Here is a 23192-nt window from a genome sequence, read left to right on the forward strand (position 1 = left end):
ATCAGCGATGCCATAGAGCGTCACGTTGGACGACGATTGGGCAATGGCGGCGCCGGACATGGCGCAAGCTGCGACTGCCACTGCGAAGAGAGCTTTTTTCACTGTCAATTCCCGTTTCTTTTTGAGCAAATGGTCCTGGCGGTAGCGTCACGGCTAGCAAAACGAGCCGAGAGCGCCTACCGACGCGGCCACGAGATACTGCGACAGGAATATGACAGCATTAAGTAAACAATTATTCGGGATGCTGAATAATTATTTCACGACCACGAACAATCGCTTCTTGGCCGTGATTGTGGGCGCTCGCCATCAATGCAGAGACCTCTTACAGGTACTTGAACAGATTCATCCCCTGAATCTGCATAAACGACTGCTGCGCACCCTGCAGCGCCGTCTGGCGCTGGTAGTACTCGGTAATCGCGGAGGCGTAATCCAGATCCTGCAGGCCCGACAGTGTCTGCGAGTAAGTCAGGTCGCGGTTGGTGCCGACCGTGTTGAGCGCGTCCAGTTCCTGCATGCGCGAGCCGACCGATGCGCGCACCGTCAGCACGTTGTCCAGCGAGTTGGAGAACTGGCGGATGCCGGTGGCGAGCGTGTTGCTCAGGTTGGCCCGATCGGTGTCGGTGGCCAGCGGGGCGTTGAGCGCGTTGATGACCGACTTCAGGTTGGCGAACATATCGGTGCCGGCCTGCTTCGCCGGCTCGATGCTGATGGTGTCGCCGTTCTGCGGCGTGCCGCTCACGGTGAAGCTCACGCCCGCGATCTGGACCTGGGACGGCGAACCGAAGTTGACCGGACCGCCGATCGCCGTTGGCGGCACGGTGCTCTGGTCGGCGATGGTGTACTGCATGGTGCCGGCGCCATTGTCCTGGAACGTCAGCTTCAGCGGCTTGCCGTAGAGCGGGTCGGACGGATCGGTGGTCGATACCTGGCCGTAAGTCGCGGTGCCGGTGTTGGCGTTGCTGCCCGTGAGCACGTAGCCCGCGGTGCTCTGCGCGTTCTGGAACACGTCCCGGCCGTTGTCGCCACCTGCCATCTGGCGCGACACGTCCACCTGCATCATCTGGTGGCCGGTATCACCAAGGTAAGACACGCCGCCGGCATTCTCCGAGAATGGCGCCGAGCCGGTCTGCGTGCCGCCGAACAGGTACTGGCCGTTGCCGTCGTCGGAGTTGGCCAGGCCCAGCAGCTGGTTGTACAGGCCTTGCAGCGCGGTGGCGACCGAAGCGCGGTCGCTGTCGCTCATGGTGCCGTTTCCGGCCTGGACCAGCAGCGTCTGGATGTTCTGCGTCACCGTGGTAACGGACTGCAGGGCGTTCTCTTCGGCAGACAAGGCATTGTTGGTCTGCTTGCGCGAGGTCGCATACTGGCCGTTGACCGACTGTGCCTGCGAAACGCCCAGCGCGCGCGTGGCGGCAACCGGGTCGTCGGACGGCGTCAGCACGCTGCGCCCGGTGCCGAGCTGCTGCTGGATATGCAGCAGAGAGCTCTGCTGGAGATTCATCGAGGCCAGGCCTTGCTGGTACAGGGTTGAGCTAGCTACGCGCATTGGTTGTTCCCTCTCTGTTCTGTTGCCTTGCCGTCCTTACCTGCCGAGACCGATGATGGTGTCGAACAGCGTACTGGCGGTCTGGATCACCCTGGCGTTGGCCTGGTAAAGCTGCTGGAATTTCAGCATGGAGACAGTTTCCTCATCCATGTTCACGCCCGACACCGACTGCTGCGCGGTCTTGATCTGCGTGGTAATGCTGTCCTGCGAGGTCGAAGCGATATTGAGCGACTTGGCACGCGTGCCAATGTCGTTCACGAGCTGCGCATAGGCGTCGCTGTAGCTCGACACGCCACCGATGGTCTTGGCGGTCTGCAGCTTGGCCAGCGCCAGCGCATTGCCGTTGTTGGAGACCGCGCCGGCATTGCTCGACAGCGTGAACGAATCTCCCGTCCTGGGCGCGCCGCCGAAGCTGAAAGTCAGGCCATTGATGGTGTAGTCGGTGTTTGCGCCGTTCGGCACGGCCACGGGCGCCGGCACCAGCGCTGCACCGGTCGAATCGGTGAAGTCGTAGCCTGCCCCGTTGTACTTGGCGGTGATCTTGCCTGCCGGCAGGCTGAAGCCAGGCGCCACATTGCTGAGCGAGGCCGTGCCGCTGCCGGTGTTGGCAGCGGCGGCATCCGCGCGCGCCGGCGACGCTGCCGCCACCTTGGCCGGATCGGTGATCGCCATGTCGAAACCGGAGGCCGCGTTGCGCGTCGGCTGGACCAGGAACGAGTCGTTGGCGCCCATCGCGGCGTTGATCTGCACGCTGAAGCCATCGGCGCTGAAGCTCAGCGGATAGGTGGCGCCGGCGGCGGGCACCGCGGCAGCGACCTGCTGGTTGTCGGACAGGCGCGTCAGCGTGTAGTTGGTGCCGTCGAAGTGCAGCGAGTAGTCGCTGGTGGTCAGCGCCGAGGTATTGGTGATGCTGGCGGTCGCAACGGTGGTCTTGACGCTGTTGTTGGCATTGGGCAGCACGGTCGCGGTGCCCAGCTGGAACATGTCGGTGCCGATGGCGCCGTTCAGGTCGATGCCCAGCTTGTGCTGGTCGTTGAAGGACTGCCCGAGCGCCAGCGAGATGCGCCCGATCGCGCTCTGCGCGGCATCAAGCGTCTCCGAACGGAACTGGAGCAGGCCGCCCAGCGAGCCACCCGTGATGGCGCCGGTTTCGCTCTCATAGACGCTGCCGTTGGGCAGCGTGTAGGCCACTGCGGTGCGGTTCGGGTCGGCGGCGGACGGCACTGCCTTCAGGTCGTACGAATCGCTGCCCATCACCAGCGGCTGGCCGTTGCCAACGAACACATTGTACGTGCCGCTGTCCTGCACCACGACCTTGGCGCCCACCAGTTTGGTCAGCTCGGCCACGGCCTGGTCGCGCTGGTCCAGCAGGTCGTTGGGCGGCTGGCCGCCCGAAGCGGCCTTGAGCTTGCCGATCTCCTGGTTCAGGTTGGCGATCTGCTTGGTGTAGGCATTCACCTGCGTGACGGCGGTGCTGACCTGGTCATTGACGCCCGACTGCAGTTGCTTGAAGTAGTTGCTGGCCGAACGGACCTGCCCCACCAGCGCCTGGCCGGCGGACAGCATGCCCTGGCGTGCGGCCGGATCAGCCGGGGTATCGGAGACCGCCTGCACCGCGGCAAAGAACTTCTGCATCAGCGGCGCCAGGCCGCCCTTCTGGTCGGCCAGCAGGTTGTCGATCTGGCTGATCTGGTCCGAGTAGGTCGACAGCGCCGAGCTTGCCGAGGTGGCACCACGCAGCTGCCCGGTCAGGAACTCGTCATAGACGCGGATCACGGTGGTCGTGTTCGAGCCATAGCCAAAGAAGCCCTGGCTGGTGTACTGGCCGCCGGCCGACGCAATGATGGTGTTCTGACGCGAATAGCCCTCGGTCGCCGAGTTGGCAAAGTTGTGGCCGGTGGTCGTCAGCGCGTTCTGCGCCGTGTTCAGGCCGGAAAGACCGATGCTGAAGAGAGACATTTGAGCTCTGACCCTGGATTTGTTGGACAACCGCGGGGCGGGTGGCGGTTATGGATGATGGGGATATCGGCAGTGGGGCGGTTGGACTTTAGGCTGGGATTGATTTTGGGGGTGTGGTTCTGGTCGTGCGTTGCTGGTGCTTGATATGCCCAGGTTTCGCCCTGAAGGGCGAGTCACTTTCTGTCCGAGCGACAGAAAGTAACCAAAGAACGCGTTAACTGTCCTCGGCGGACGGCCAGTCTTATCGTAGCGTGCGCGGGTTTTTGTACGGGTATGGGCTTCAGGGCATAGCTACGATGCCTGCCGCGTTGGGACGAGACGGCGCGAGGCATTGACAGGCCGTCCTCCCGACCTCGTGAGAGCGGAGTGGCACGCAGCTTGAGGCCTCCCAGTATGGGAGCCGAATCGCGCACCACGGTTGTGGTCCAGAACCTCTTGCCGCGGGCACGCCGCTCGATCACGGTGCCACTCCGCTCTCACGAGGTCGGGAGGACAGAGCCGTTCCCGGCGTTGCCCCTGGCGATCTGCTCGGCAGGCAGTCTAGTTCTGCCCTGAAGCGTCTACCCGTACAAAAACCCGCGCACGCTACGATAAGACTCCCGCCCGGCGGGCAAGAAGGCGCTTTTTGCTTCCTTTTTGGCGCAGTCAAAAAGGGAGTCGCCGGCTACGCCGGCGAAACAGCAGCGCATCAACAACGCGATAACGCAATAACGCAATAACGCCCTTATACCGACACCTTCTTCATAATCCGCACCAATTTATGCCCATAATCGGGATCCGTCGCATACCCAGCCCGCTGCAAACCATGCGCCGCTTCGTCGGCAGACCCGGCAGCCACCACACCCGCATATCGCGGATTGGTCGTCAGCAACCGCGCATAGTCCGCGCAGGCTTCCTCATACGAACCATAGGCGCGGAACTTCGCCCGCACCTTTTGCGGCTGGCCATCCACGTACTCGGTCGTGGTGATCTCCGCCACCCGCCCTTTCCAGTTGGCGCCAGCCTTGATGCCGAACACATTGAAGGTCGTACTGCCGTCCGCATGAGTGATCTCGCGCCGGCCCCAGCCTGACTCCAGCGCCGCCTGACCAACGATCAGCCGCGCCGGCACGCCGCTGGCCCGCGAGGCCGCCTCGGCCGGAGCGGCCATGCGCGCAACAAAGGCCGAGACATGCGCGGGCGCATCGTCGGGCAGCGCACCCAGGTCGCTGTCGCCCTGACCACCGCGGTCCTGCGCCTGGTATTGCTGCAGCCCTGCAGTGGGATTCCAGCTCGCACCAGGCACGATGGTGCCGATCGGCGGCATGTCGGAGGCGCCCGCTGCGTTGGGTGTATCGGCGCCACGGCTGTCCAGCAGGCGCGCCATCTCCGCATCGGCGGCAGCCGCTGAATCCGCGCCCGGCGTCGGCGTACCCGCGGCGCGAGCCAGCTGCCGCACCATCACTTCAGCAAGCCCGATGCCGCGTGACGACATCTGCTGCGCAAGCTGCTGGTCCATCATCGACATATAGAGCTTGCTCTGCTCGTTGTCGAAGATGCCGTCCTGCGGCGTGGCATCGCGCATGCTCTTGAGCACCATCTGCGTGAACACGGCCTCGAACTGCCTGGCGGCGGCGCGCAGCGTGCTCGGATCGGCGCCGTTGCGTGCGCTGTGCTTGAGCGCTTCAAAACCTTGTGTATCGAGCGCAAAGCGCTGCGAGACATCGGCCTGGGCAGAAAGTCCGCTGCTGCTCATGATCAGATAATTTCCAGCTCGGCGCGCAGCGCTCCGGCGGCACGCATGGCTTCGAGAATGGTCTGCAGGTCCGCGGGCGTGGCCCCGAGCGCGTTCAGGCCCTTGACCACCGCCGACAGCGAGGCGCCGGCCTTGACGATCTGGAGCGAGCCGCCCTGCTGCTTCATGTCGATCTGCGAGACCGGTGCCACCACCGTCTGGCCATTGCTGAACGGAGCCGGCTGGCTGATGACCGGCTGCGTGTTGATGACCACCGACAGGTTGCCGTGCGCCACGGCGCAGTCTTCCACGGTCACGGCCTGGTTCATCACGATGGAACCGGTGCGCGCGTTCAGGATGACCTTGGCTGCGGCCTTGGCCGGCGTCACGTCGATGTTCTCGATGCGGGCGAGGAAGCCCACGCGTGCCGAAGGCGATGCCGGCGCGCGCACCTGCACCACACGGCCATCGAGCGCCGCGGCCACGCCGCCGCCCATCGAGCGGTTGATGGCTTCCACCACGCGCTCGGCGGTGCCGAAATCGGTGTCCTTCAGTTCAACGTTGAGGATGCCGCCGTCCGGCTGGAAGGCCGGCACGGCACGCTCCACGATCGCGCCGTTGGCAATGCGCCCGACCGCGAGCTGGTTGATCTGTACCTTGCTGCCGTTGGCCGACGCACCCGCGCCGCCCACCAGCATATTGCCCTGTGCAATCGCATACACCTGCCCGTCCGCGCCCTTGAGCGGCGTCATCAGCAGCGTGCCGCCGCGCAGGCTCTTGGCATTGCCCATCGACGAGACCACCACGTCGAGCTGGCTGCCGGGCTGCGCAAAGGCAGGCAGCGATGCCGTCACCATCACTGCGGCCACGTTCTTGAGCTGCATGTTCTTGCCGGCCGGCAGCGTGATGCCGAGCTGCGAGAGCATGTTGGTCAGGCTCTGCGTGGTGAACGGCGTCTGCATGGTCTGGTCGCCGGTGTTGTCCAGGCCGACCACCAGGCCGTAGCCCACCAGCGGGTTGTCGCGCACGCCCTGGAAGGTGGCGAGGTTCTTCAGGCGCTCGGCCTTGGCCCCGGTGGCAAAGGCGCCGAACGCCACGCCCAGGGCGAGGCTCACCACGCTCACGCGCAGCAGGCGGGAAAGGATGTAGCTGAGCATGGACGCGGACATGAGCGGATCAGAACGGTGAAACATTGAGGAAGAAGCGCTGCAGCCAGCCCATGTTCTGCGCCTCGTCGATATAGCCCTTGGCCGTGTACTCGATGCGGGCATCGGCCACCTGGGTCGACGGCACGGCGTTGTCGCCGGTGATGGTGCGCGGGTTGACCACGCCCGAGAAGCGGATGAATTCCGCGCCCTGGTTGATCGCGAGCTGCTTCTCGCCGGACACCACCAGGTTGCCGTTGGGCAGCACTTCCAGCACGGTCACGGTGATGGTGCCGTTAAAGGTGTTGGCCGCGCTGGCGCCACCGCTGGCCTTGAGCGTGTTGGCGCCGTTGATATTGGCGTTCTGGCTGGTGCCGAACAGGCCGCCGAGCGCCTTCGGCACGGCGTCGAACGCCAGCGCGGTGCTGCCGGTGCGGCTGGCATTGGTGCCCGAATTCTTGGTCGCGTTGACGTTCTCGGTGATGATGATCGTCAGGATGTCGCCCACGTTGCGCGGCCGCCGGTCTTCAAAGAGCGGATTGCCCGCGTATGAAGCCTGGAAGATGGAGCCGGTGGCCGGTCCCAGCGGCCGTGGCTCGGCGCGCGCGGTGGTAGGCAATTGCACCAGCGGCTCGCGCGGCATCAGCGCACAGCCGCCGGTGGCCAGCACGGCAAGGCCAGCCAGGCAATGCAGCGCAAGTGCGCCGAAGCGGTACAGCGAGGCGGCCATGTTTACTCCGTTCATCCCATCTGCGACAGGCGCTGCAGCATCTGGTCGGAGGTCTGCACGGCCTTGCTGTTGATCTCGTAGGCGCGCTGGGTCTGGATCATGCTCACCAGTTCTTCCACCACGTTCACGTTGGACGCTTCCACATAGTTCTGCTGCAACGTGCCGGCGCCGTTCAGGCCGGGCACGGTGGTATTGGGCGCGCCCGAGGCATCGGTCTGCACGTACAGGTTCTCACCCATGCTTTCCAGGCCGGCCGGATTCATGAAGGTGGCGAGCTGGAGCTGGCCGACCTGCACGTTGTTGCTGGAACCGGGCTGCGTCACCGATACCGTGCCGTCGCGCGCAATGGTCAGCGACAGCGTGTTGGCGGGAATGGTCACGGCAGGCTGGATCACGAAGCCGCTCGAGGTCACCAGCTGGCCGTTCTGGTCCACCTGGAAGGAGCCGTCGCGCGTGTACGCGGTGGTGCCGTCAGGCAGCGCGACCTGGAAGAAGCCCTGGCCCAGGATGGCCACGTCCTTCGAATTGCCGGTCTGCTGCGGGTTGCCCTGCGTATGGATGCGCTCGGTCGCAACGGGGCGCACGCCGGTGCCCAGCTGCATGCCCGAGGGCAGCGTGGTCTGGTCCGACGACAGCGCGCCGGGCTGGCGGATGGTCTGGTACATCAGGTCTTCGAACACCGCGCGTCCACGCTTGAAGCCGTTGGTGGAAACGTTGGCGAGGTTGTTCGAGATCACGTCCATCTGCGTCTGCTGCGCATCGAGGCCGGTCTTGGCAATCCAGAGTGAGCGGATCATGGTGGTCCTGGCTAGTTCGTTCGTTCAGTCGGGTCAGTTGTTCGAGAGCAGCTGGTTGGCGCGCTGCTCGTTGCCGTCGGTGTTCTGGATCATCTTCATCTGCATCTCGAAGCGGCGGGCGTTGGCGATCATGTCGACCATCGCCTCGGTCGGATTCACGTTGCTGCCTTCCAGTGCCCCCGAGACCACGCGAACGGTGGGATCGGCGGCCAGCGGCTGCGCGCCGGGGCGCAGGCGGAACAGGCCGTCATCGCCGCGCGCAATCGCATCGTTGGGCGGGTTCACCACGCGCAGCTTGCCCACCTGGGCCAGGCCTGCGGAGGCTTCACCGGGGCCGCGCGCGGTGATGGTGCCGTCGCTGCCGATGGTCACCTGCGAACCAGGCGGCACCGAGAGCGGGCCGCCGTCGCCCATCACCGGCAGGCCGGAGAGGGTCTGCACCTGCCCGTCCTGCGCCACCTGCAGGGCGCCGGCGCGGGTGTAGGCTTCGCTGCCGTCCGGCGCCTGCACCGCCAGCCAGCCGTTGCCCTGCAGGGCAACGTCCAGCGCGCGGCCGGTGTAGGTCAGCGGGCCGGCACGCATGTCCGCACCCGGCGTGGACGCCAGCGTGAAGGCGCGCGTAGGCGACTCCTGGCCGGTCACCGGCACCGCGCGGTACAGGTTGATCTGCGCGCGGAAGCCCGGCGTCGACACATTGGCGAGGTTGTTCGATACCGCCGCTTGCTGGTCGAGTATCTGCTTGGCGCCCGACAGGGCGGTGTAGATCATGCGGTCCATGGCGGCGGCTCAGCTCAGTGCGGGCATTACAGGTTGACCAGGGTCTGCATGACCGTGTCCTGCGCCTTGATGGTCTGCGCATTGGCCTGGTAGTTGCGCTGCGCGACGATCAGGTTCACCAGCTGGCCCGACAGGTCGACGTTGGACGCTTCCACCGCGTTCGAACGCAGCGTGCCCATGCTGCCGCCGGCCGTGCCCAGCAGTGCCTGGCCCGATGCGCCGGTGGCCGACCACACGTTGTCGCCTTCCGGCTTCAGGCCTTCGACGTTGCCGAAGGCTGCCATCACCATCTGGCCCAGCGGCTTGGTCTGCTCGTTGGAGTAGCTGCCGGTGATGGTGCCGTCCGAATCGACCGAGAAGCCCAGCAGGCTGCCCGAGGTGTAGCCGTTCTGGCTCAGCTGCTTGACGTCGTTGTCGGCGCCGAACTGCGTGGTGCCAGTCAGGTCGAGCTTCATGGCCATGGCCTGCGCGCCGTTGGCGGCCGGCTGGGTCAGCGTGATGGCACCGGCGGCCGGCGACTGCAGCGCGCCGGCGTTGTCGAAGGCCATGGTGACCGGCGCACCGCCCACCACGTTGCCGCTGGCGTCGGTCACGTACATGTTCCAGTCGGTGCCGCCGGCGACCGTCGGCGGCGTCGTGGCCGGCGGCGTGGCGTTCGCCACCTTGGCGAAGTACGCTGTCAGCTGCTGCTTGTTGCCCAGCGAGTCATAGACGTTGATCGCCGTGCTGTAGTTGAACATATTGCTGGTCGGCGGGGTGCCCGGCACGCTGGCGAATGCCGTGGTCGGCACCGTGCTGCGCGAGTCCAGCTGGAACTTGGCGGCGATGCTGCTGGTGGCCTGCGGCGCCATCTGCGCGTTGCTGATCACCAGCGGCTGCGGCTGCACGCCTGCGCCGCCGGCCACGCCCGGCGGATAGCCGGTCACCTGCAGGCCCTGCATATTGGTGATGCGGCCGTCTTCCTGGCGCTGGAACTGGCCGTTGCGCGAGTAGTAGACCGCGCCATCCGGGCTGGTCAGGCGAAAGAAGCCGTTGCCGTTGGTGATGGCAACGTCCAGCGAGCGGCCGGAGGCTTCGATATTGCCCTGGTTGAACGACTGCACCACCGAGTTGACGCGCGTGCCCAGGCCGATCTTGGTGCCGGCGTAGACATCCGCGAACTGCGCGGTGGACTGCTTGAAGCCAACCGTGTTGGCGTTGGCGATGTTGTTGCCAATCACGTCGAGATTGGCTGCTGCGGCGTTAAGGCCGCTGACCCCTTGACCGAAACCCATGGTGTTTCCCTCTGGCTATCTGTTGTTCATGCAGGCCCGCGCACCGGCACGGGCGCAACGCAGTTGGTCCACTGAATCACTGAAATCGGTCGGTGCCTGCCATGTCATGCGGGCACATCGCGTCGTTGCAAATGCTCGCAATAGCCGTGCTATTGCTGCGCTTTGCGCCTAGCGCTGTATCCCGCATGACATGTCCTTCACCTCCCATTTCAATGATTCAGTGGACTAGAGAATGCGTCGGACGTCATCCACGCCCGCGCTCTGGCCGTTGCCGATATCGACCAGCACGCCGTTCGAATCGCCGCTGATGCTCTGCACCTTGCCGTAGACCAGCGCAACCGGCTGCACCGAGGTGCCGTTGGCGGTGGCGTTGACCTTGAAGGTGTAGTCGCCGTCGGCAACCGCCACGCCGGCGTCGTTCTTGCCGTCCCAGGCAATGTCGTGCACGCCGGCGACCTGGCCCTTCATGTCGATGGTGCGCACCACGTTGCCGTTCTGGTCGACGACGCTGACCGTCACCGCATCGGCGGTCGAGGGCAGGTCCAGGCCGAACTGGCCGGCCGCGCCGTCCTTCACCGTGACTTGCGAGCCCGGCACCATCACCGTGCGGCCGATCAGCGAGGCGGAATTCATCGCCCGGCCCGCGCTCACCTGGCCCAGCAGCTGGTTGAGCGTGGTGTTCATGGTCTGCATGCTGCTCACCGTGCTGATCTGCGCCAGCTGCGAAGTCAGCTGCGAGTTGTCCATGGGGTTGAGCGGGTCCTGGTTGTTCATCTGCGTCACAAGCATCGTGAGGAAGTTGTTTTGCAGGTCGGCGGCGCTGGCGCTGCCGCTCTTGAGGGCGTCATTGATGCCCGAGGTGTTGCTGCTGACTGAGCTTGTGGTCGTCATGTCGCGATCCGGTTCCGTTTGTCCTTGTTGACGTCGTCACTGACCGATCGTCAGCGTCTTGAGCATCATGGTCTTGGCGGTGTTGAGCACCTCCACGTTTGCCTGGTACGAACGCGAGGCCGAGATCATGTTCACCATCTCTTCCACCGGATTCACATTGGGCATCATCACGTAGCCTTCGGCGTTGGCCAGCGGATGCGTGGGGTTGTGCACCATGCGCGGCGGCGACGGGTCCTCCATCACGCCTTCCACCTGCACGCCGCCCACATCGCTCTGGCCGGGCGTGGGCGCCAGGCCGAAGATCACCTGCTTGGCGCGGTAGGCCTGCCCGTTGGGGCTCACGACGCTGTCGGCGTTGGCCAGGTTCGACGCCGTCACGTTCATCCGCTGCGACTGCGCCGCCATCGCCGAGCCGGCGACGTCGAAGATATTCATGGCTGGCATGCTGGCCTCACTGCTGGATCGCGGCCAGCATGGTCTTGATCCTGGAGCTCATCACCGCAAGACCGGATTCGAAGTGCACCGAGTTGTCGGCAAAGGCGACGCGCTCGGTGTCCATTTCCACGGTGTTGCCGTCGACGCTCGACTGCATCGGGATGCGGTAGGCCAACTCGGCGTCATCGCGCGTGGGCCCCTGCGCGGGCAGGTGGCGCGCCGACGTGGTCGTCAGCGATACGCCTTCGGCGCGATGGCCGCGCTCCATCGATTGCGCGAGCGTGCTGGAGAAATCGAAATCGCGGGCCTTGTAGCCGGGCGTGTCGGCATGCGCGATATTGGAGGCAATCACCGACTGCCGCTGGCTTCGCAGGCTCAGCGCTTCCTGCTGGAAGCGCAATGCCGCGTCGAGTCTGTCAATCATGTCCGCATCTCCCTGGAGCGAGCCCACTGAATCACTGAAACCGGTCGGCGCCTGCCATGTCCTTCGCCTCCCGGTTCAGCGATTCAGCGGAATAGACGAAGGGCGACCTTCTTCAGGGGTGCCATCTTAGGGTCGGGCCTGTCACGCCAATCGGATGAATAAGGAGGGGAAACCCATGCAATTCAGCCCACCCGGCAGAGTCGCGCTCCCTACAATGGGACCTGTTTCCACGCGCGTGGTCTCGCATTCCTTTACAGAACAGAAAGAGAAGGCCTGGCCGCCGCATCGTCCTTGCTGGGATGAAGCCATGCATCAAACCAAACACGCTGCCGCGCAAGTGACACGTGCCGTGCTCGGGGCAATCGCCCTGTTTGCGGTCACCTGCCCCGCCCAGGCCGCACCGGCCCAGGTCACGCCCGTGGCCACGCAGGCCCCCAGTCCGTTCCCGGAAGATCCGGTGCGCGCGGCCGTCGAGCGCTTCCTGCTGCAGCAGACCGCCGGTCTGCCGGGCAAGGCCAGTGTGCTGGTTTCGCCGCCCTCTGGCGGGCGTGCGCCCGACTGCCAGTCTCCCGAACCGTTCCTGCCGCCCGGCGCCTCGCTGTGGGGCAGGATTTCCGTTGGCGTGCGCTGCGGCGGCGAGCGGCCGTGGGTGCGCTACATGCAGGCGCGCGTGTCGGTGCTGTCGGACTACTACGTTGCCGCGCGGGCGCTGGGCCCGGGCGAGCCGGTGGACGCGGCCGACCTGGAAGTCCGCCAGGGCGACCTTGCCACCCTGCCGAAGGCCGTGATCACCGACCCGGCGCAGGTCGTGGGCGCCGTCACCGCCAACCGGATCGCCGCCGGCTCGCCGTTGCGCTCCGACCTGCTCAAGAAGGCCATCGCCGTGCGCCAGGGCCAGACCGTGACGGTCACGGTCGAAGGTGACGCCTTCCAGATCAGCAGCGAAGGCAAGGTACTGGCCGATGCGGCCATCGGCAACAACGTGCAGATCCGGCTGCGCAACGGCCAGGTCGTCAGCGGGATGGTCCGTAGCGGCGACACCGTTGTGCTTCAATAGGCGCAAAAAATGCCGTAAGAGATGCTGGGACGAGGCCATGGCAAGGCATGCGACAATGCCGGCCAGCCTGCCGCGGCGCTGAATTTCCGCTAAAGAAATCGCCCGCGAGTCCGTTATGCCATAGGAACCCAGCAAGGAAACGCCCGTGAAGATCAACCCCTCCACCTCGTCCCGGCCAGCCGAAGCGCCCGGCGCAGATGGCGCCGCCAGGCCCCAGGCCAGCCAGAGCACGCCCGTCGCGGCGTCCGCCGGCCTGAGCGTCAGCCCGCTGGCGGCCCAGGTGCGGGAGATCAGCGCCCGCCTGACCCGGGGAACCGACGACGATATCGATACCGCCAAGGTCGAAGAGATCCGCCAGGCCATCGCCGAAGGCCGGATCAAGATCGACCCGGGCAAGATTGCCGACGGCCTGCTCGCCACCTTGCGCGAGCTCGGCCAGGCCGACCCTCGCTGACGACACCATGAGCCAAGCCCTGATCCAGAACCTGCAGCGCGAAACCGAAGCGATCAACGCGTTCGGCAAACTGCTCACCGAAGAGCGCGACGCCCTCAAGGGCGGCAACTTCCAGGCCCTGAGCGGCCTGTTGACGCAAAAGGTGGAACTGGGTCAGGCACTGTCGCGGCAGGTAAGAGCCCGCGAGGCGCAAATGGGCGCACTCGGCCTGCGGGCAGGCCCCGAAGGCCAACTGCTTGGCCGCCATATCGAGCCGGGCGTCAGCGACGCCTGGCGCAAGCTCATCTTCGCCGCGCGCGCTGCGCGCGATGGCAACCAGATCAACGGCGCCGTGATCGCCGCGCACCTTGATTACACGCGGGAAGCCATCCAGGTGCTGCGCCAGCACAGCGGCGGCGATGCCGGCTTGTATGGAAAGGATGGGAAGGCCGCGGCTGGGGTTGGTGGTATGAGCCTGGCTAGCGGTTGATCGGCTTTGCTGTTCGCCGTGCTTCTACGGCCCGCTTTCGTATCTCTGCGTATCTTTGAGGTGGATGCCTTGCGGCTCGCATCTCACCTGAGATGCCGGGCCCGTCGAGCAACGACAGTGGCCTGCTGCAGCCACCAGTCACACCGCAACAGCCCTACCTGAACCCCACCGTCACCTGATTGCTCTTCCCCTGCAACGCCGGCGCCACCGCGCCCTGCCCCGGCAGCCGAAACGCAAACACAAATCCCTGCGTAGCATCGTCCCCGCCAAACGCTTCAGTCAGGCCTTCCGCCTGCGGCAACAACACACATCGCTGCGCGTTGCAGAGATAGGCCTGCAGGTCCACCGGCGGCGTCTTCGCAAAGCTGTAGCGCCAGCGCACGGAAGTAATGACCCCTTCGGCCTGCGGCAGGTTGCCGGACGGCAGGATCGGCGGCGACACGGCCCGCTGGCCGCGGCCATACAAGGCCGGGCCGTTGACCGACGCCGTCCAGGCGTGCCGCGTTCCGGTATCGGCGGATGCCCATGCGCACGCAGTCAGCGCTGCCAGGCACGTGCATGCACCGCACAGGACAGCACCCCGCAGCATCAGAGCAATCCCCGCAGCTGGTTGCGCAGGCGCGTGATTGCCTGCCCGCGGATCTGGCAGACGCGCGATTCGGTGACCTCGAGCACCGCGCCGATTTCACGCAGGTTCAGTTCCTGGTCGTAGCACAGCGACAGCACCAGCTTCTCGCGTTCGGGCAGGCGATCGATGGCGCGGATCAGCGCTTCGCGCATGCCGCTTTCCATCAGCAGCGTGAGCGGGTTGCCGTCGTCGCTCCCACCGAGGTGGCGGTCGAGGAAATCCTCTTCGCCGGAGCGCTCGAAGTCCTCGTAGTGCAGCAGCTGGCAGCCGTAGACCTCATTGAGCAGCACCTGGTATTCGTCCAGCGGCATTTCCAGCGCTTCGGCCACCTCGGAGTCGAGTGGCGCGCGGCCGAGCTTCTGCTCCAGGCCGCGTTGGGTGCGCTCGATGCGGCGGGTGAACTGGCGCAGGCTGCGCGACTGCCAGTCATTGGCGCGCACCTCGTCGAGCATGGCGCCGCGGATGCGCTGGCTGGCATAGGTCTCGAAGCGGGCGCCATGCGTGTCTTCGTAGCGCTTGGCGGCGTCGAGCAGGCCGATCATGCCGGCCTGGATCAGGTCATCGATCTGCACGCTGGCAGGCAGCTTGGCGGCCAGTTGCAGGGCAATGCGGCGCACGAGCTGGGCGTGAGCCTTGACCACATCGGCCTGTTCGAGCTTTCCCTGGATCGTATACATGGTGGAATTCTCGCGAATGCTGGATGGCAGTGCCAACCCGGGTTCAGGGTCTGGATTGCTTAAGAACCCATTTCATAGTGAAGAAGGGGCGTCCCTTCTTCACTATGAAATGGGTTCTAAGGTTCATGGGTTGAATTGCCATATCAGGCCGGCACGACTGCCGGTGCGACATGCGGACTGGTGTCGGTGCGCAGCGGCCACGCGCCGATGCAAGCGGCCATGCGGCGCAGCGCCGTGGTGGCCGCGGCGGCCGGAAAGGCTTCGACCACGCAGCGTCCAAGCTGCACGCCGCGCGTCACCAGCGGATCCGCCGGCAGCCAGCCTGCGCAGCTGGCTTCCACGCCAAGGTACTGGCTGGCGGTGCGCGCAAGGTTGCGAGTCACTGCCTGGACCGTTGCCTCGCTGGCGGCCATATTGACCACCAGCTGGAAGTGCCGGCAGGCATACAGGTGATGCAGGCGCTTGATGCACGCATAGGCGGCAGTGATCGACGCCGGTTCCGCGCGCATCACCACCACCACGTTGTGCGCGCCGCCGGCCAGCGGCGACAGCGCGCTGTCCGGACCGTTCAGATCCAGCGCGGCATCGACCAGCACGCTGCGGAAACCTGCAAGCTTGTCCGCGGGAAATGACGCGCCGGGCTGCTGGCGGCCAGCCGGCAGCACTGCCACTGCGCCATCGGCGCGCGCGCCGATGGCTGCTTCGAGCGTCAGGCTTCCGGCCTGCAGCTGGGCAAACGTGCCGCCGGGCTTCGCGCCGGACAGGCGCGTGGCGCGCCAGCCCGCGGCGTCTTCGTCCACCAGCATCACGCATTCGCCCTGCATGGCGAGTGCATGCGACAGGCCCAGCGCTACCGTGGTCGCGCCGGCGCCGCGCTCGCTCGCCACCACGGCGATACGCCGTGTAACACGCGGTGCCAGCATGCGGCGCAGGCTTTCCGCCTGGTCAATGGCGAGGGAGCTCACTGCAGGGCTCCCAGCGGTGCCAGCTGGGGCAGCGCGGCTTCGGTCCTGACCGGCCCGGCTTGCGCAGGTGAAGCCGGCGCACCGGTTCGGCCCGGATAATTCTCGAGGACATCGAGCAAGGCCAGCAGGCGGCCCATGCCTTCATTGAGGACGGTGCCCGGCACTGGCGCGCCCGCTGCGTTGCGCGCGGCGGGACGGCCGGCCAGCCGCGCGAGGAACGCAGGCGCGGTGGCGGTGGGTGCGTGTTCCAGGCGCAGTGCGGTCAGGCCCAGCTGCAAGGCTGCAAGGCTGGCGCCGGCCGCATTGCCAGCTTCGGCATCCTGCGCGAAATGATCGACGGCATGACGCAGCGTGCGGAACCGGGTTTCGGCGGCATCGCTCCACAGCGCCCAGCGCGCGACTTGTCCGGCCTCGCCGGCCAGCGCGGGATCACACAGCAGGTAGCGCGATTCGAGCAGTTCGCCGCTGGCGCAGTCGACCAGGCGTGCGATCACCAGGCAGGCATCGATGCCGCCTTCGGGGGCGCCGCGGCCGCGGACCGGGCCTTCCGGCACACGGACCTCTGCGGTTGCCAGCCACTGGACGGCGTCGCGGCCGTTCACCGGCAGTTCGCCCACGGCATGGAAGGTGAGCGTGTCGGCCAGTGCGTCGAGTTTCCACGCAGCGCCCGCGCATACCACGCGTGCAGTCTTGCGTGCGCCGGCCACCCAGCGTTCACCGGCCTGCTGCCAGCGCGCGAGCGTGGCGGCGGCCGGGAGGGCGTCGACCAGATGGACCACCTTGCGCGCGGCGCCAACGGTGGCGCGCAGCGTAGCGGCTTCTGCGTCGGCGTCGCCCATGGCCTGGCCGGCGCGCCCCGTGGGCGTCACGGTGGCGGCCAGCGGCATGCCGGTGCGGTCGCCCAGCCAGAGCGTATGGAGCATTGGCTGCGGCGCGCGCCGCCCCGCCACCGGTACATGCAGCGTGGCGGCCAGCGCCAGCACATATTGCTCGCAGGCGCGGTTGACGTCGCGGCAGACGGCTTCGCGCACCTGTTGCGCCATCGGGCGCAGCGCCGAGGCGCCGGCACCGCGCTGCTGCCACAGCGTGCGGGCGAGGTCGAAGCCGTACTGCGCGCTGCTCAGTTCGCTCACGCACTGGCTGACGGCGTCAGCGCTTTCGGTCAGGGAGCGCAGCGCTTCGTCGGCGCCGTTCTGGCGTGCAGGGCTTTCGTCGGCATCGGAAAGCTGGCGGCGCGCCACGTCGGCATCGGCAAACACCGAGCCGCGGCGCGGCGTGAGGAAGGCGCGCTCCACCAGTGCGGCGCCGCGCGCCAGCTCCAGGTGCTCGGGCACGCGCTGGCCGGTGGAGGCATAGAACACCGGCAGGCGGTGGCGGATCACCACGTCCAGCACCGAGCCAAGGTGGGTGGCTTCGTCCAGCTTGCTGATAATGCAGCCGTCGATGCCGCCGCCTTCCGGCGCGGCGTCGTCGCGGTAGGCGTGCACCACTTCATTGAGGGTGTCGCCATGGCTGGCGCCGTTGAGCAGCAGCACGCGCTGCACCGGCGCCTGCACGCCTGCCAGCATGGCGATCTGCTCGGAGAGGTTGCGGTCGCGCTGGCTCATGCCGACGGTGTCGACAATGACCAGGTGCTTGTCCTTCATCGCCGCCAGCGCAAAGCGCAGGTCCGCGGCGTCTTTCACCGCGTGCACCGGCACGCCGAGGATGTCGCCGTAGATGCGCAGCTGCTCGTGCGCACCGATACGGAAGCTGTCGGTGGTCAGCAGCGCCAGCTTGTCGGCGCCGTGCCGCAGCACGAAGCGCGCGGCCAGCTTTGCCGTGGTGGTGGTCTTGCCAACGCCGGTCGGGCCGATCAGCGCGAGTACGCCGCCTTGCGCGAACAGCGTGTCTTCATTGCCCAGCACCGGTACCTTGCTGGCCAGCTCCGAACGGATCCACGTCATCGCGGCCGGGCGATCGTAGCCGACCGGCAGGCGTGCCAGCAGCGTGCGTGCGAGCTGCCCGGAGAAGCCGGCGCCCACCATCCATTCGAACAACGATTCGCGCAGCGGATCGCTGACTGCCACCGGCGCGCCGGCAGTGCCAATGCCGGCAAGCTGGCGCTCGATCATGGCGCGCATCGACTGCAGTTCGCCGCGCAGGTCGCCGATGGCGGCCGGCTCCACGACCGGTGCCGGCGGTACATAGGCCTGCGCCGTCGCCGACACCGCACCCAGGTCGGTATCGCGCATGGCAACGATCTCGACGCCGCCTTCGACGGTGCGGTTGGACAGCACCACGGCATCGGGGCCCATGGCTTCGCGCACCTGGCGCATGGCTTCACGGCCATTGGCCGCGACGAATCTGGCTACGCTCATCTTCTGCTCCTCACGCGCCGATCATTGCGGTGATTCGGATATTGCGGTTGTCCGGCACTTCGGCGTGGGACAACACCCTCAGTTGCGGCAGCGTGCGGCGCAGGAAGCGCGCCATCAGCGGACGCAGCTGCGAAGGCACCAGGAGCACCGGGTCCAGCCCAAGCTGCTCCTGCCGAGAGACCGCGCCTTGCGTCTGCTGCAGCAGCGCATCGGCCAGCCCCGGCTCGATGCCGCCGCCATTGCTCAAGGCCTGCGACAGCACGCGCTCCAGGCCAGCGTCCAGGCCGATCACCTGCAGGTCGACGTTGTTGGGGAACAGTTGCTGCGTGATGGCGCGGCCCAGCGACATGCGCACCAGCGCGGTCAGCTCGTTGGGATCGCTCACCTTGGGCGCGTGTTCCGCCACCACGTCGAGGATGGTGCGCATGTCGCGGATCGGCACGCCTTCGTCCAGCAGGTTCTGCAAAACCTTCTGCAGGCCGGTCAGCGAAATGGTCTTCGGCACCAGGTCTTCGGTCAGCTTCGGCGAGTCCTTGGCGATGCGGTCGAGCAGCTGCTGCACTTCCTGGCGGCCGAGCAGTTCGGCGGCGTGCATGTGGATCAGGTGGTTCAGGTGGGTGGCGACGACCGTGCTGGCATCGACCACGGTGTAGCCGAACACCTGCGCCTGTTCCTTGAGCCCGGCGTCGATCCACACGGCGGGCAGCCCGAAGGCCGGGTCCTGCGTCACCGCTCCCGGCAGCGCGCCGCTGACCTGGCCGGGATTGATGGCCATCCACTGGCCCGGCATCGCTTCGCCGCGGCCGATCTCCACGCCCTTGAGCGTGATGCGGTAGGCGTTGGGCTTGAGTTCGAGGTTGTCGCGGATATGCACCACCGGCACCAGGAAGCCGATCTCCTGCGCCACCTTCTTGCGGATGCTCTTGATGCGGCCCAGCAGTTCGCCGTCCTGCGCGCGGTCCACCAGCGTGATCAGGCGGTAGCCCACTTCCATGCCAAGCGGATCCACCAGCGTGACGTCATCCCAGCTGGCTTCCGTCGATTCCGGCGTCAGCGCCGGTGCGCGTTCCTCGCGCTGCTTCACCTGCTGCTGCGTGGCCGAGCGCTGCGCCAGGTAGCGCCCCAGCCAGGCCAGCGTGCCGGCCAGCAGCAGAAAGGCGAAGTGCGGCATGCCGGGGATGATGCCCATCATGCCGATGATGCCGGCGGTCAGGAACAGCACGCGCGGATTGGCGAAGAGCTGGCCGGTGAGCTGCTCGCCCACGTCCTGCTCGTTCGATACGCGCGACACGATCACACCCGCCGCGGTGGAGATCACCAGCGCCGGGATCTGCGCCACCAGGCCGTCGCCGATGGTCAGCAGCGTGTAGTTGTGCACGGCGGTGCCGAAGTCCAGGTCATGCTGCACCATGCCCACCACCATGCCGGCGGCGACGTTGATGAACATGATCAGCAGGCCAGCCACGGCATCGCCGCGCACGAACTTGCTGGCACCGTCCATGGCGCCGTAGAAATCGGATTCCTGCGCGACCTCGGCACGGCGCTTCTTCGCGCCTTCCTCGTTGATCAGGCCGGCATTCAGGTCGGCATCGATCGCCATCTGCTTGCCGGGCATCGAATCCAGCATGAAGCGCGCGCCAACTTCGGCGATACGGCCCGCGCCCTTGGTAATCACCATGAAGTTGATCACCACCAGGATCGCGAACACCACGATGCCCACGGCAAAGTTGCCGCCCACCAGGAAGTGGCCAAAGGCCTCCACCACCTTGCCGGCGGCGTCCGGGCCGGTATGGCCTTCGAGCAGCACCACGCGCGTGGAGGCGACGTTGAGCGACAGGCGCAGCAGCGTGGTGAACAGCAGCACCGCCGGGAAGGCGGCGAAGTCCAGCGCCTTCTGCGTATACATGCTGACCAGCAGCACCATGATCGCCAGCGCGATATTGAAGGTGAACAGCAGGTCCAGCACGAACGCCGGCAGCGGCAGGATCATCATCCCGAGGATCATGATGATCAGCAGCGGGCCGGTCAGGGCCTTCACCTGGCCGGCCGAGCGCAGCCCGGGCAGGTTCAGCAGTGAATTCAGGGCATTCATGTGGTACGTTCCGGTACGGCGAGTTCATCCGGCACCGTGAGGTCCGACGGCGCCTGCGGCTGCGGACCCTGCGAGTGATGCCAGTGCTTCAGTTGATAGACCCAGGCCAGCACTTCAGCCACGGCGGTATAGAGGCCGGCAGGAATCTCCTGCCCCAGCTCCACATGGCGGTGGAGCGCACGCGCCAGCGGCGGTGCGGACATCAGCGGCACGCGGTGCTCGGCGGCCAGCGCGCGGATGCGCGCGGCCACTTCGTCGCTGCCCTTGGCCACCACGCGCGGCGCGCTCATGCGGCCTTCTTCGTAGCGCAGCGCCACGGCAAAGTGCGTGGGGTTGGTCACCACCACGTCGGCCTTGGGCACTTCCGACATCATGCGGCGGCGCGCGATGGCGCGCTGCTGCTGGCGGATGCGGCTCTTGATCTGCGGATCGCCTTCGCTTTCCTTGAACTCCTGCTTGACCTCTTCCTTGGTCATGCGGAGCTTCTTGTAGAACTCCCAGTACTGGAACGGCACGTCGATCGCCGCCACCAGCAGCAGCGAGAGCGCCACCATCAGGCAGCAATGCAGCACCAGGTCGACCATGTGCAGCAGCGCTTCCTGTACGGGGGCATTCATCAGCGCGATGGCGTCGGGCAGGCGGTGCCACAGCACCCATGCGCCCACGCTGCCGACCAGCAGCGACTTGGCGATGGCCTTCACCAGCTCGGCCAGCGAATGGGTCGAAAACATGCGGCCCAGACCCGCCGACGGCGACAAGCGGCCGAAGTTGGGCATCAGCGATTTGGTCGAGAACATCCAGCCGCCCAGCAGCAGCGGCGCCGCCAGCGCGGCCAGGCCGAACAGCAGCAACAGCGGCAGGAAGGCGAGCAGGCTTTCCCAGATCATCGAGGCGAAGCCCGACAGCATGCGCGACGTATCGAACGCCGTCGCCGGCTCGAAGCGCAGCGCGCCCTGCATCACTTGGTTCAGGCCGCGGCCCAGCATGCCGCCCATCGTCCACAAGCCGGTGACGCCGGTCATCAGCATGACGAACGTCGCGAGCTCGCGCGAACGCACCACCTGCCCCTCTTCGCGCGCCTTCTCCAGGCGCCGGGGTGAGGCGGGTTCGGTTTTCTCGAGGTCGCTTTCTTCGGACATCCACGCTCCGTTGCGAAGCGGCTAGCCGCTATTCGTCAGGGGGGATTATCGAAGCAGGGCCCGGTGGGCATTAGGGGGAAAAGGCGGGGGATTCAGGTGCTGTTTGCACGATGAGCGGCGGGGCGGAGATTAACGGCGCAGACGCGAGCGACTTGAGGACTCCTGTGTCGCGGCATCCGGAAACCCCACCGCTATCCGACGCGGCCAGGCTCTCCGGGGAGCCGGAAATTGTTACAAACCAGCCCATGCCGACCGTCAACGCCGGCAAACCAGGGACCGTTCTAGGAGCCAGCACCAGCGGGCTGGCAATGGCTGTCGATTGCCATTGTTGCAGGCACGATGGGGCCAGAATCGCGAAGATTGTTGTCAAGTTGAGCGTCAATGCTGTTGCAGCCAACCCTCAAACTGTCAAGGCAGGAGTTCTCCATGAAGCGCTTTCTCGTCGTCCTCACCGCTGGATTGCTTACCTCGCTCGCGGCCATGGCACAGCCCGCCCCGGCCCAGACCGCAACCTGCAAGGATGGAACCACCTATTCCGGCGCCAGCAAGAAGGGCGCCTGCTCCGGCCATGGCGGCGTGAAGGAATGGGCGGCCAAGCCTGCGGCCGCCAGTGCGCCGATGCCGGCCGCGCCCGCTGCATCGGCGGGCGGTCCGGGCAAGGCAAACGCCCCTGCAACTCCAGCATCGCCGGCAACGCCTGCTGCCACGGCCGCGCCAAAGAAGGCGGCCGCACCCGCTGCCGGCGGCCCGGGCCAGGTCTGGGTCAACAAAGACTCCAAGGTCTACCACTGCTCGGGATCGCGCTGGTACGGCAAGACCAAGAATGGCGAATACATGACGGAAGCACAGGCGACATCCCAGGGCTTCCATCCCGACCACGGCAAGGCTTGCAGTTAAGCACCATGCCGTGCGGGCTGACGATGGTAGGGCCGGCAGTTGGCGGCCTCACCATCCGGCGCCGCACACGCCGAGCAGTCGCGTCCGGGCGCGATCGACCAGCTCGGCAACTTCTACGCGCAGCATCCGACGCTGGTCAAGACGCTGGGTGGGGCTGCGCTTGCTATTGTGTTGGCGAAGGTGAAGGATCATCTTCAGGGGTAGAGCGGGCACAAATGCGAGGCTGTTCCCGAGCTCGGGAACAGCCTCGCGGGCAGCTCCTAGCGAATGCGCGCTCCTGCTTGCGTGGTTATGGGGTTCTTTGCCGGATTTTGGCGTTGGGGTTCTTGGCAGGCGCTGCTGTTTCGCCGGCGTAGCCGGCGACTCCCTTTTTGACTGCGCCAAAAAGGAAGCAAAAAGCGCCTTCTTGCCCGCCGGGCGGGAGTCTTATCGTAGCGTGCGTGGGTTTTTGCACGGGTATTGGCTTCAGGGCATAGCTGGACTGCCTGCCGCGCAGATCGCCAGGGGCAACGCCGGGAACAGCGCTGTCCTCCCGACCTCATGAGAGCGGAGTGGCTCGGTGATCAAGCCGCGTGCCTACGGCAAGAGGTTCTGGACCATAACCGTGGTGCGCGATGCGGCTGCGCATACCGACGGGCCTCAAGCTGCGTGCCACTCCCCTCTCACGAGGTCGGGAGGACGGACTGTCAATGCCTCGCGCCGTCTCGTCACAACGCGGCAGGCATCGTAGCTATGCCCTGAAGCCAATACCCGTACAAAAAC

General features: G+C 66.2%; 22 protein-coding genes. 5 read left to right on the forward strand and 17 right to left on the reverse strand.

Features of this window, described 5'->3' with window-relative positions:
* Window positions 1-322: 322 nt before the first annotated feature.
* The 11 genes from flgL to flgB form a co-directional block, all read right to left on the reverse strand.
* Complete coding sequence (gene flgL, locus RM96_RS23105; RefSeq protein ID WP_039013993.1) at window positions 323-1546, reverse strand: flagellar hook-associated protein FlgL; 1224 nt, start codon at window positions 1544-1546, stop codon at window positions 323-325.
* Window positions 1547-1582: 36 nt separating this feature from the next.
* Window positions 1583-3505: a flagellar hook-associated protein FlgK gene (flgK, locus tag RM96_RS23110; RefSeq protein ID WP_039013994.1), complete on the reverse strand. Its 1923-nt coding sequence runs from the start codon at window positions 3503-3505 to the stop codon at window positions 1583-1585.
* Window positions 3506-4229: 724 nt separating this feature from the next.
* Entirely contained in the window at window positions 4230-5240 is a 1011-nt protein-coding gene (flgJ, locus tag RM96_RS23115) for a flagellar assembly peptidoglycan hydrolase FlgJ (RefSeq protein ID WP_039013996.1), read from the reverse strand.
* Window positions 5241-5242: 2 nt separating this feature from the next.
* Entirely contained in the window at window positions 5243-6388 is a 1146-nt protein-coding gene (locus tag RM96_RS23120; RefSeq protein ID WP_238587379.1) for a flagellar basal body P-ring protein FlgI, read from the reverse strand.
* Between the two features lie 7 nt (window positions 6389-6395).
* Window positions 6396-7109 (reverse strand): flagellar basal body L-ring protein FlgH, encoded by a 714-nt coding sequence (gene flgH, locus RM96_RS23125; RefSeq protein WP_039014000.1) that lies wholly within the window; start codon window positions 7107-7109, stop codon window positions 6396-6398.
* Window positions 7106-7891, reverse strand: coding sequence for a flagellar basal-body rod protein FlgG (gene flgG, locus RM96_RS23130; RefSeq protein WP_039014002.1), 786 nt, complete (start codon window positions 7889-7891; stop codon window positions 7106-7108). The genes flgH and flgG overlap by 4 nt, the downstream gene beginning before the upstream one ends.
* Before the next feature lie 33 nt (window positions 7892-7924).
* The gene (flgF, locus tag RM96_RS23135; protein ID WP_039014003.1) at window positions 7925-8668 is read right to left on the reverse strand and encodes a flagellar basal-body rod protein FlgF; all 744 of its coding nucleotides are present in this window, start codon (window positions 8666-8668) and stop codon (window positions 7925-7927) included.
* Between the two features lie 26 nt (window positions 8669-8694).
* Window positions 8695-9942: a flagellar hook protein FlgE gene (flgE, locus tag RM96_RS23140; protein ID WP_039014005.1), complete on the reverse strand. Its 1248-nt coding sequence runs from the start codon at window positions 9940-9942 to the stop codon at window positions 8695-8697.
* Between the two features lie 225 nt (window positions 9943-10167).
* Window positions 10168-10833: a flagellar hook assembly protein FlgD gene (locus RM96_RS23145; protein ID WP_039014007.1), complete on the reverse strand. Its 666-nt coding sequence runs from the start codon at window positions 10831-10833 to the stop codon at window positions 10168-10170.
* A gap of 36 nt (window positions 10834-10869) precedes the next feature.
* The gene (flgC, locus tag RM96_RS23150) at window positions 10870-11277 is read right to left on the reverse strand and encodes a flagellar basal body rod protein FlgC (protein ID WP_039014009.1); all 408 of its coding nucleotides are present in this window, start codon (window positions 11275-11277) and stop codon (window positions 10870-10872) included.
* A 7-nt stretch (window positions 11278-11284) separates the two neighbouring features.
* A complete protein-coding gene (flgB, locus tag RM96_RS23155) occupies window positions 11285-11692 on the reverse strand; it encodes a flagellar basal body rod protein FlgB (protein ID WP_039014010.1) in 408 nt (135 codons plus the stop codon).
* Between the two features lie 307 nt (window positions 11693-11999).
* Between flgB and flgA the strand changes: the two genes are divergently transcribed.
* The 3 genes from flgA to RM96_RS23170 all read left to right on the forward strand — a co-directional run bounded on the left by flgA (window position 12000) and on the right by RM96_RS23170 (window position 13672).
* Window positions 12000-12749 carry a flagellar basal body P-ring formation chaperone FlgA gene (flgA, locus tag RM96_RS23160; RefSeq protein ID WP_039014012.1) on the forward strand — a complete coding sequence of 250 codons (750 nt, stop codon included), beginning with the start codon at window positions 12000-12002 and terminating at the stop codon, window positions 12747-12749.
* Window positions 12750-12894: 145 nt separating this feature from the next.
* A complete protein-coding gene (flgM, locus tag RM96_RS23165; RefSeq protein ID WP_039014014.1) occupies window positions 12895-13203 on the forward strand; it encodes a flagellar biosynthesis anti-sigma factor FlgM in 309 nt (102 codons plus the stop codon).
* A 7-nt stretch (window positions 13204-13210) separates the two neighbouring features.
* Window positions 13211-13672 (forward strand): flagella synthesis protein FlgN, encoded by a 462-nt coding sequence (locus RM96_RS23170; RefSeq protein WP_039014017.1) that lies wholly within the window; start codon window positions 13211-13213, stop codon window positions 13670-13672.
* Window positions 13673-13826: 154 nt separating this feature from the next.
* Here RM96_RS23170 and RM96_RS23175 read toward each other — a convergent pair whose 3' ends face one another.
* The 6 genes from RM96_RS23175 to flhB all read right to left on the reverse strand — a co-directional run bounded on the left by RM96_RS23175 (window position 13827) and on the right by flhB (window position 21533).
* Window positions 13827-14261, reverse strand: a complete 435-nt coding sequence (locus RM96_RS23175) for a flagellar protein FlhE (RefSeq protein WP_039014018.1) — start codon at window positions 14259-14261, stop codon at window positions 13827-13829.
* Complete coding sequence (locus RM96_RS23180; protein ID WP_039014025.1) at window positions 14261-14977, reverse strand: RNA polymerase sigma factor FliA; 717 nt, start codon at window positions 14975-14977, stop codon at window positions 14261-14263. Before RM96_RS23180 ends, RM96_RS23175 begins: the two co-directional genes overlap by 1 nt.
* A gap of 143 nt (window positions 14978-15120) precedes the next feature.
* Window positions 15121-15942, reverse strand: coding sequence for a MinD/ParA family ATP-binding protein (locus tag RM96_RS23185; protein WP_238587380.1), 822 nt, complete (start codon window positions 15940-15942; stop codon window positions 15121-15123).
* Complete coding sequence (gene flhF / locus RM96_RS23190; RefSeq protein ID WP_039014019.1) at window positions 15939-18302, reverse strand: flagellar biosynthesis protein FlhF; 2364 nt, start codon at window positions 18300-18302, stop codon at window positions 15939-15941. Before flhF ends, RM96_RS23185 begins: the two co-directional genes overlap by 4 nt.
* 10 nt (window positions 18303-18312) lie before the next feature.
* Entirely contained in the window at window positions 18313-20394 is a 2082-nt protein-coding gene (flhA, locus tag RM96_RS23195; RefSeq protein ID WP_039014020.1) for a flagellar biosynthesis protein FlhA, read from the reverse strand.
* Window positions 20391-21533: a flagellar biosynthesis protein FlhB gene (flhB, locus tag RM96_RS23200; protein WP_039014022.1), complete on the reverse strand. Its 1143-nt coding sequence runs from the start codon at window positions 21531-21533 to the stop codon at window positions 20391-20393. The genes flhA and flhB overlap by 4 nt, the downstream gene beginning before the upstream one ends.
* A 426-nt stretch (window positions 21534-21959) precedes the next feature.
* Between flhB and RM96_RS23205 the strand changes: the two genes are divergently transcribed.
* Together RM96_RS23205 and RM96_RS39475 are read left to right on the forward strand one after the other, a co-directional pair.
* Window positions 21960-22430, forward strand: a complete 471-nt coding sequence (locus RM96_RS23205; protein ID WP_039014023.1) for a DUF3761 domain-containing protein — start codon at window positions 21960-21962, stop codon at window positions 22428-22430.
* A gap of 39 nt (window positions 22431-22469) precedes the next feature.
* Window positions 22470-22634 (forward strand): hypothetical protein, encoded by a 165-nt coding sequence (locus tag RM96_RS39475; protein WP_193752511.1) that lies wholly within the window; start codon window positions 22470-22472, stop codon window positions 22632-22634.
* The last annotated feature ends 558 nt before the right edge of the window (window positions 22635-23192 follow it).

This window comes from Cupriavidus sp. IDO (genome assembly GCF_000812465.1).
In the GTDB taxonomy this organism is placed as follows: Bacteria; Pseudomonadota; Gammaproteobacteria; order Burkholderiales; family Burkholderiaceae; genus Cupriavidus.

Excerpts from the sequence above, each read along its gene's own strand:
- flgK (WP_039013994.1), bottom strand. The coding sequence starts at position 3,505 with ATGTCTCTCTTCAGCATCGGTCTTTCCGGCCTGAACACGGCGCAGAAC.
- RM96_RS23145 (WP_039014007.1), bottom strand. The coding sequence starts at position 10,833 with ATGACGACCACAAGCTCAGTCAGCAGCAACACCTCGGGCATCAATGAC.
- flgE (WP_039014005.1), bottom strand. The coding sequence starts at position 9,942 with ATGGGTTTCGGTCAAGGGGTCAGCGGCCTTAACGCCGCAGCAGCCAAT.
- RM96_RS23205 (WP_039014023.1), top strand. The coding sequence starts at position 21,960 with ATGAAGCGCTTTCTCGTCGTCCTCACCGCTGGATTGCTTACCTCGCTC.
- flgL (WP_039013993.1), bottom strand. The coding sequence starts at position 1,546 with ATGCGCGTAGCTAGCTCAACCCTGTACCAGCAAGGCCTGGCCTCGATG.
- flgH (WP_039014000.1), bottom strand. The coding sequence starts at position 7,109 with ATGAACGGAGTAAACATGGCCGCCTCGCTGTACCGCTTCGGCGCACTT.
- RM96_RS23180 (WP_039014025.1), bottom strand. The coding sequence starts at position 14,977 with ATGTATACGATCCAGGGAAAGCTCGAACAGGCCGATGTGGTCAAGGCT.
- RM96_RS23170 (WP_039014017.1), top strand. The coding sequence starts at position 13,211 with ATGAGCCAAGCCCTGATCCAGAACCTGCAGCGCGAAACCGAAGCGATC.
- flgG (WP_039014002.1), bottom strand. The coding sequence starts at position 7,891 with ATGATCCGCTCACTCTGGATTGCCAAGACCGGCCTCGATGCGCAGCAG.
- flgJ (WP_039013996.1), bottom strand. The coding sequence starts at position 5,240 with ATGAGCAGCAGCGGACTTTCTGCCCAGGCCGATGTCTCGCAGCGCTTT.
- flgF (WP_039014003.1), bottom strand. The coding sequence starts at position 8,668 with ATGGACCGCATGATCTACACCGCCCTGTCGGGCGCCAAGCAGATACTC.
- flgB (WP_039014010.1), bottom strand. The coding sequence starts at position 11,692 with ATGATTGACAGACTCGACGCGGCATTGCGCTTCCAGCAGGAAGCGCTG.
- RM96_RS23175 (WP_039014018.1), bottom strand. The coding sequence starts at position 14,261 with ATGCTGCGGGGTGCTGTCCTGTGCGGTGCATGCACGTGCCTGGCAGCG.
- flgA (WP_039014012.1), top strand. The coding sequence starts at position 12,000 with ATGCATCAAACCAAACACGCTGCCGCGCAAGTGACACGTGCCGTGCTC.
- flgC (WP_039014009.1), bottom strand. The coding sequence starts at position 11,277 with ATGCCAGCCATGAATATCTTCGACGTCGCCGGCTCGGCGATGGCGGCG.
- RM96_RS23120 (WP_238587379.1), bottom strand. The coding sequence starts at position 6,388 with ATGTCCGCGTCCATGCTCAGCTACATCCTTTCCCGCCTGCTGCGCGTG.
- flhB (WP_039014022.1), bottom strand. The coding sequence starts at position 21,533 with ATGTCCGAAGAAAGCGACCTCGAGAAAACCGAACCCGCCTCACCCCGG.
- flhA (WP_039014020.1), bottom strand. The coding sequence starts at position 20,394 with ATGAATGCCCTGAATTCACTGCTGAACCTGCCCGGGCTGCGCTCGGCC.
- flhF (WP_039014019.1), bottom strand. The coding sequence starts at position 18,302 with ATGAGCGTAGCCAGATTCGTCGCGGCCAATGGCCGTGAAGCCATGCGC.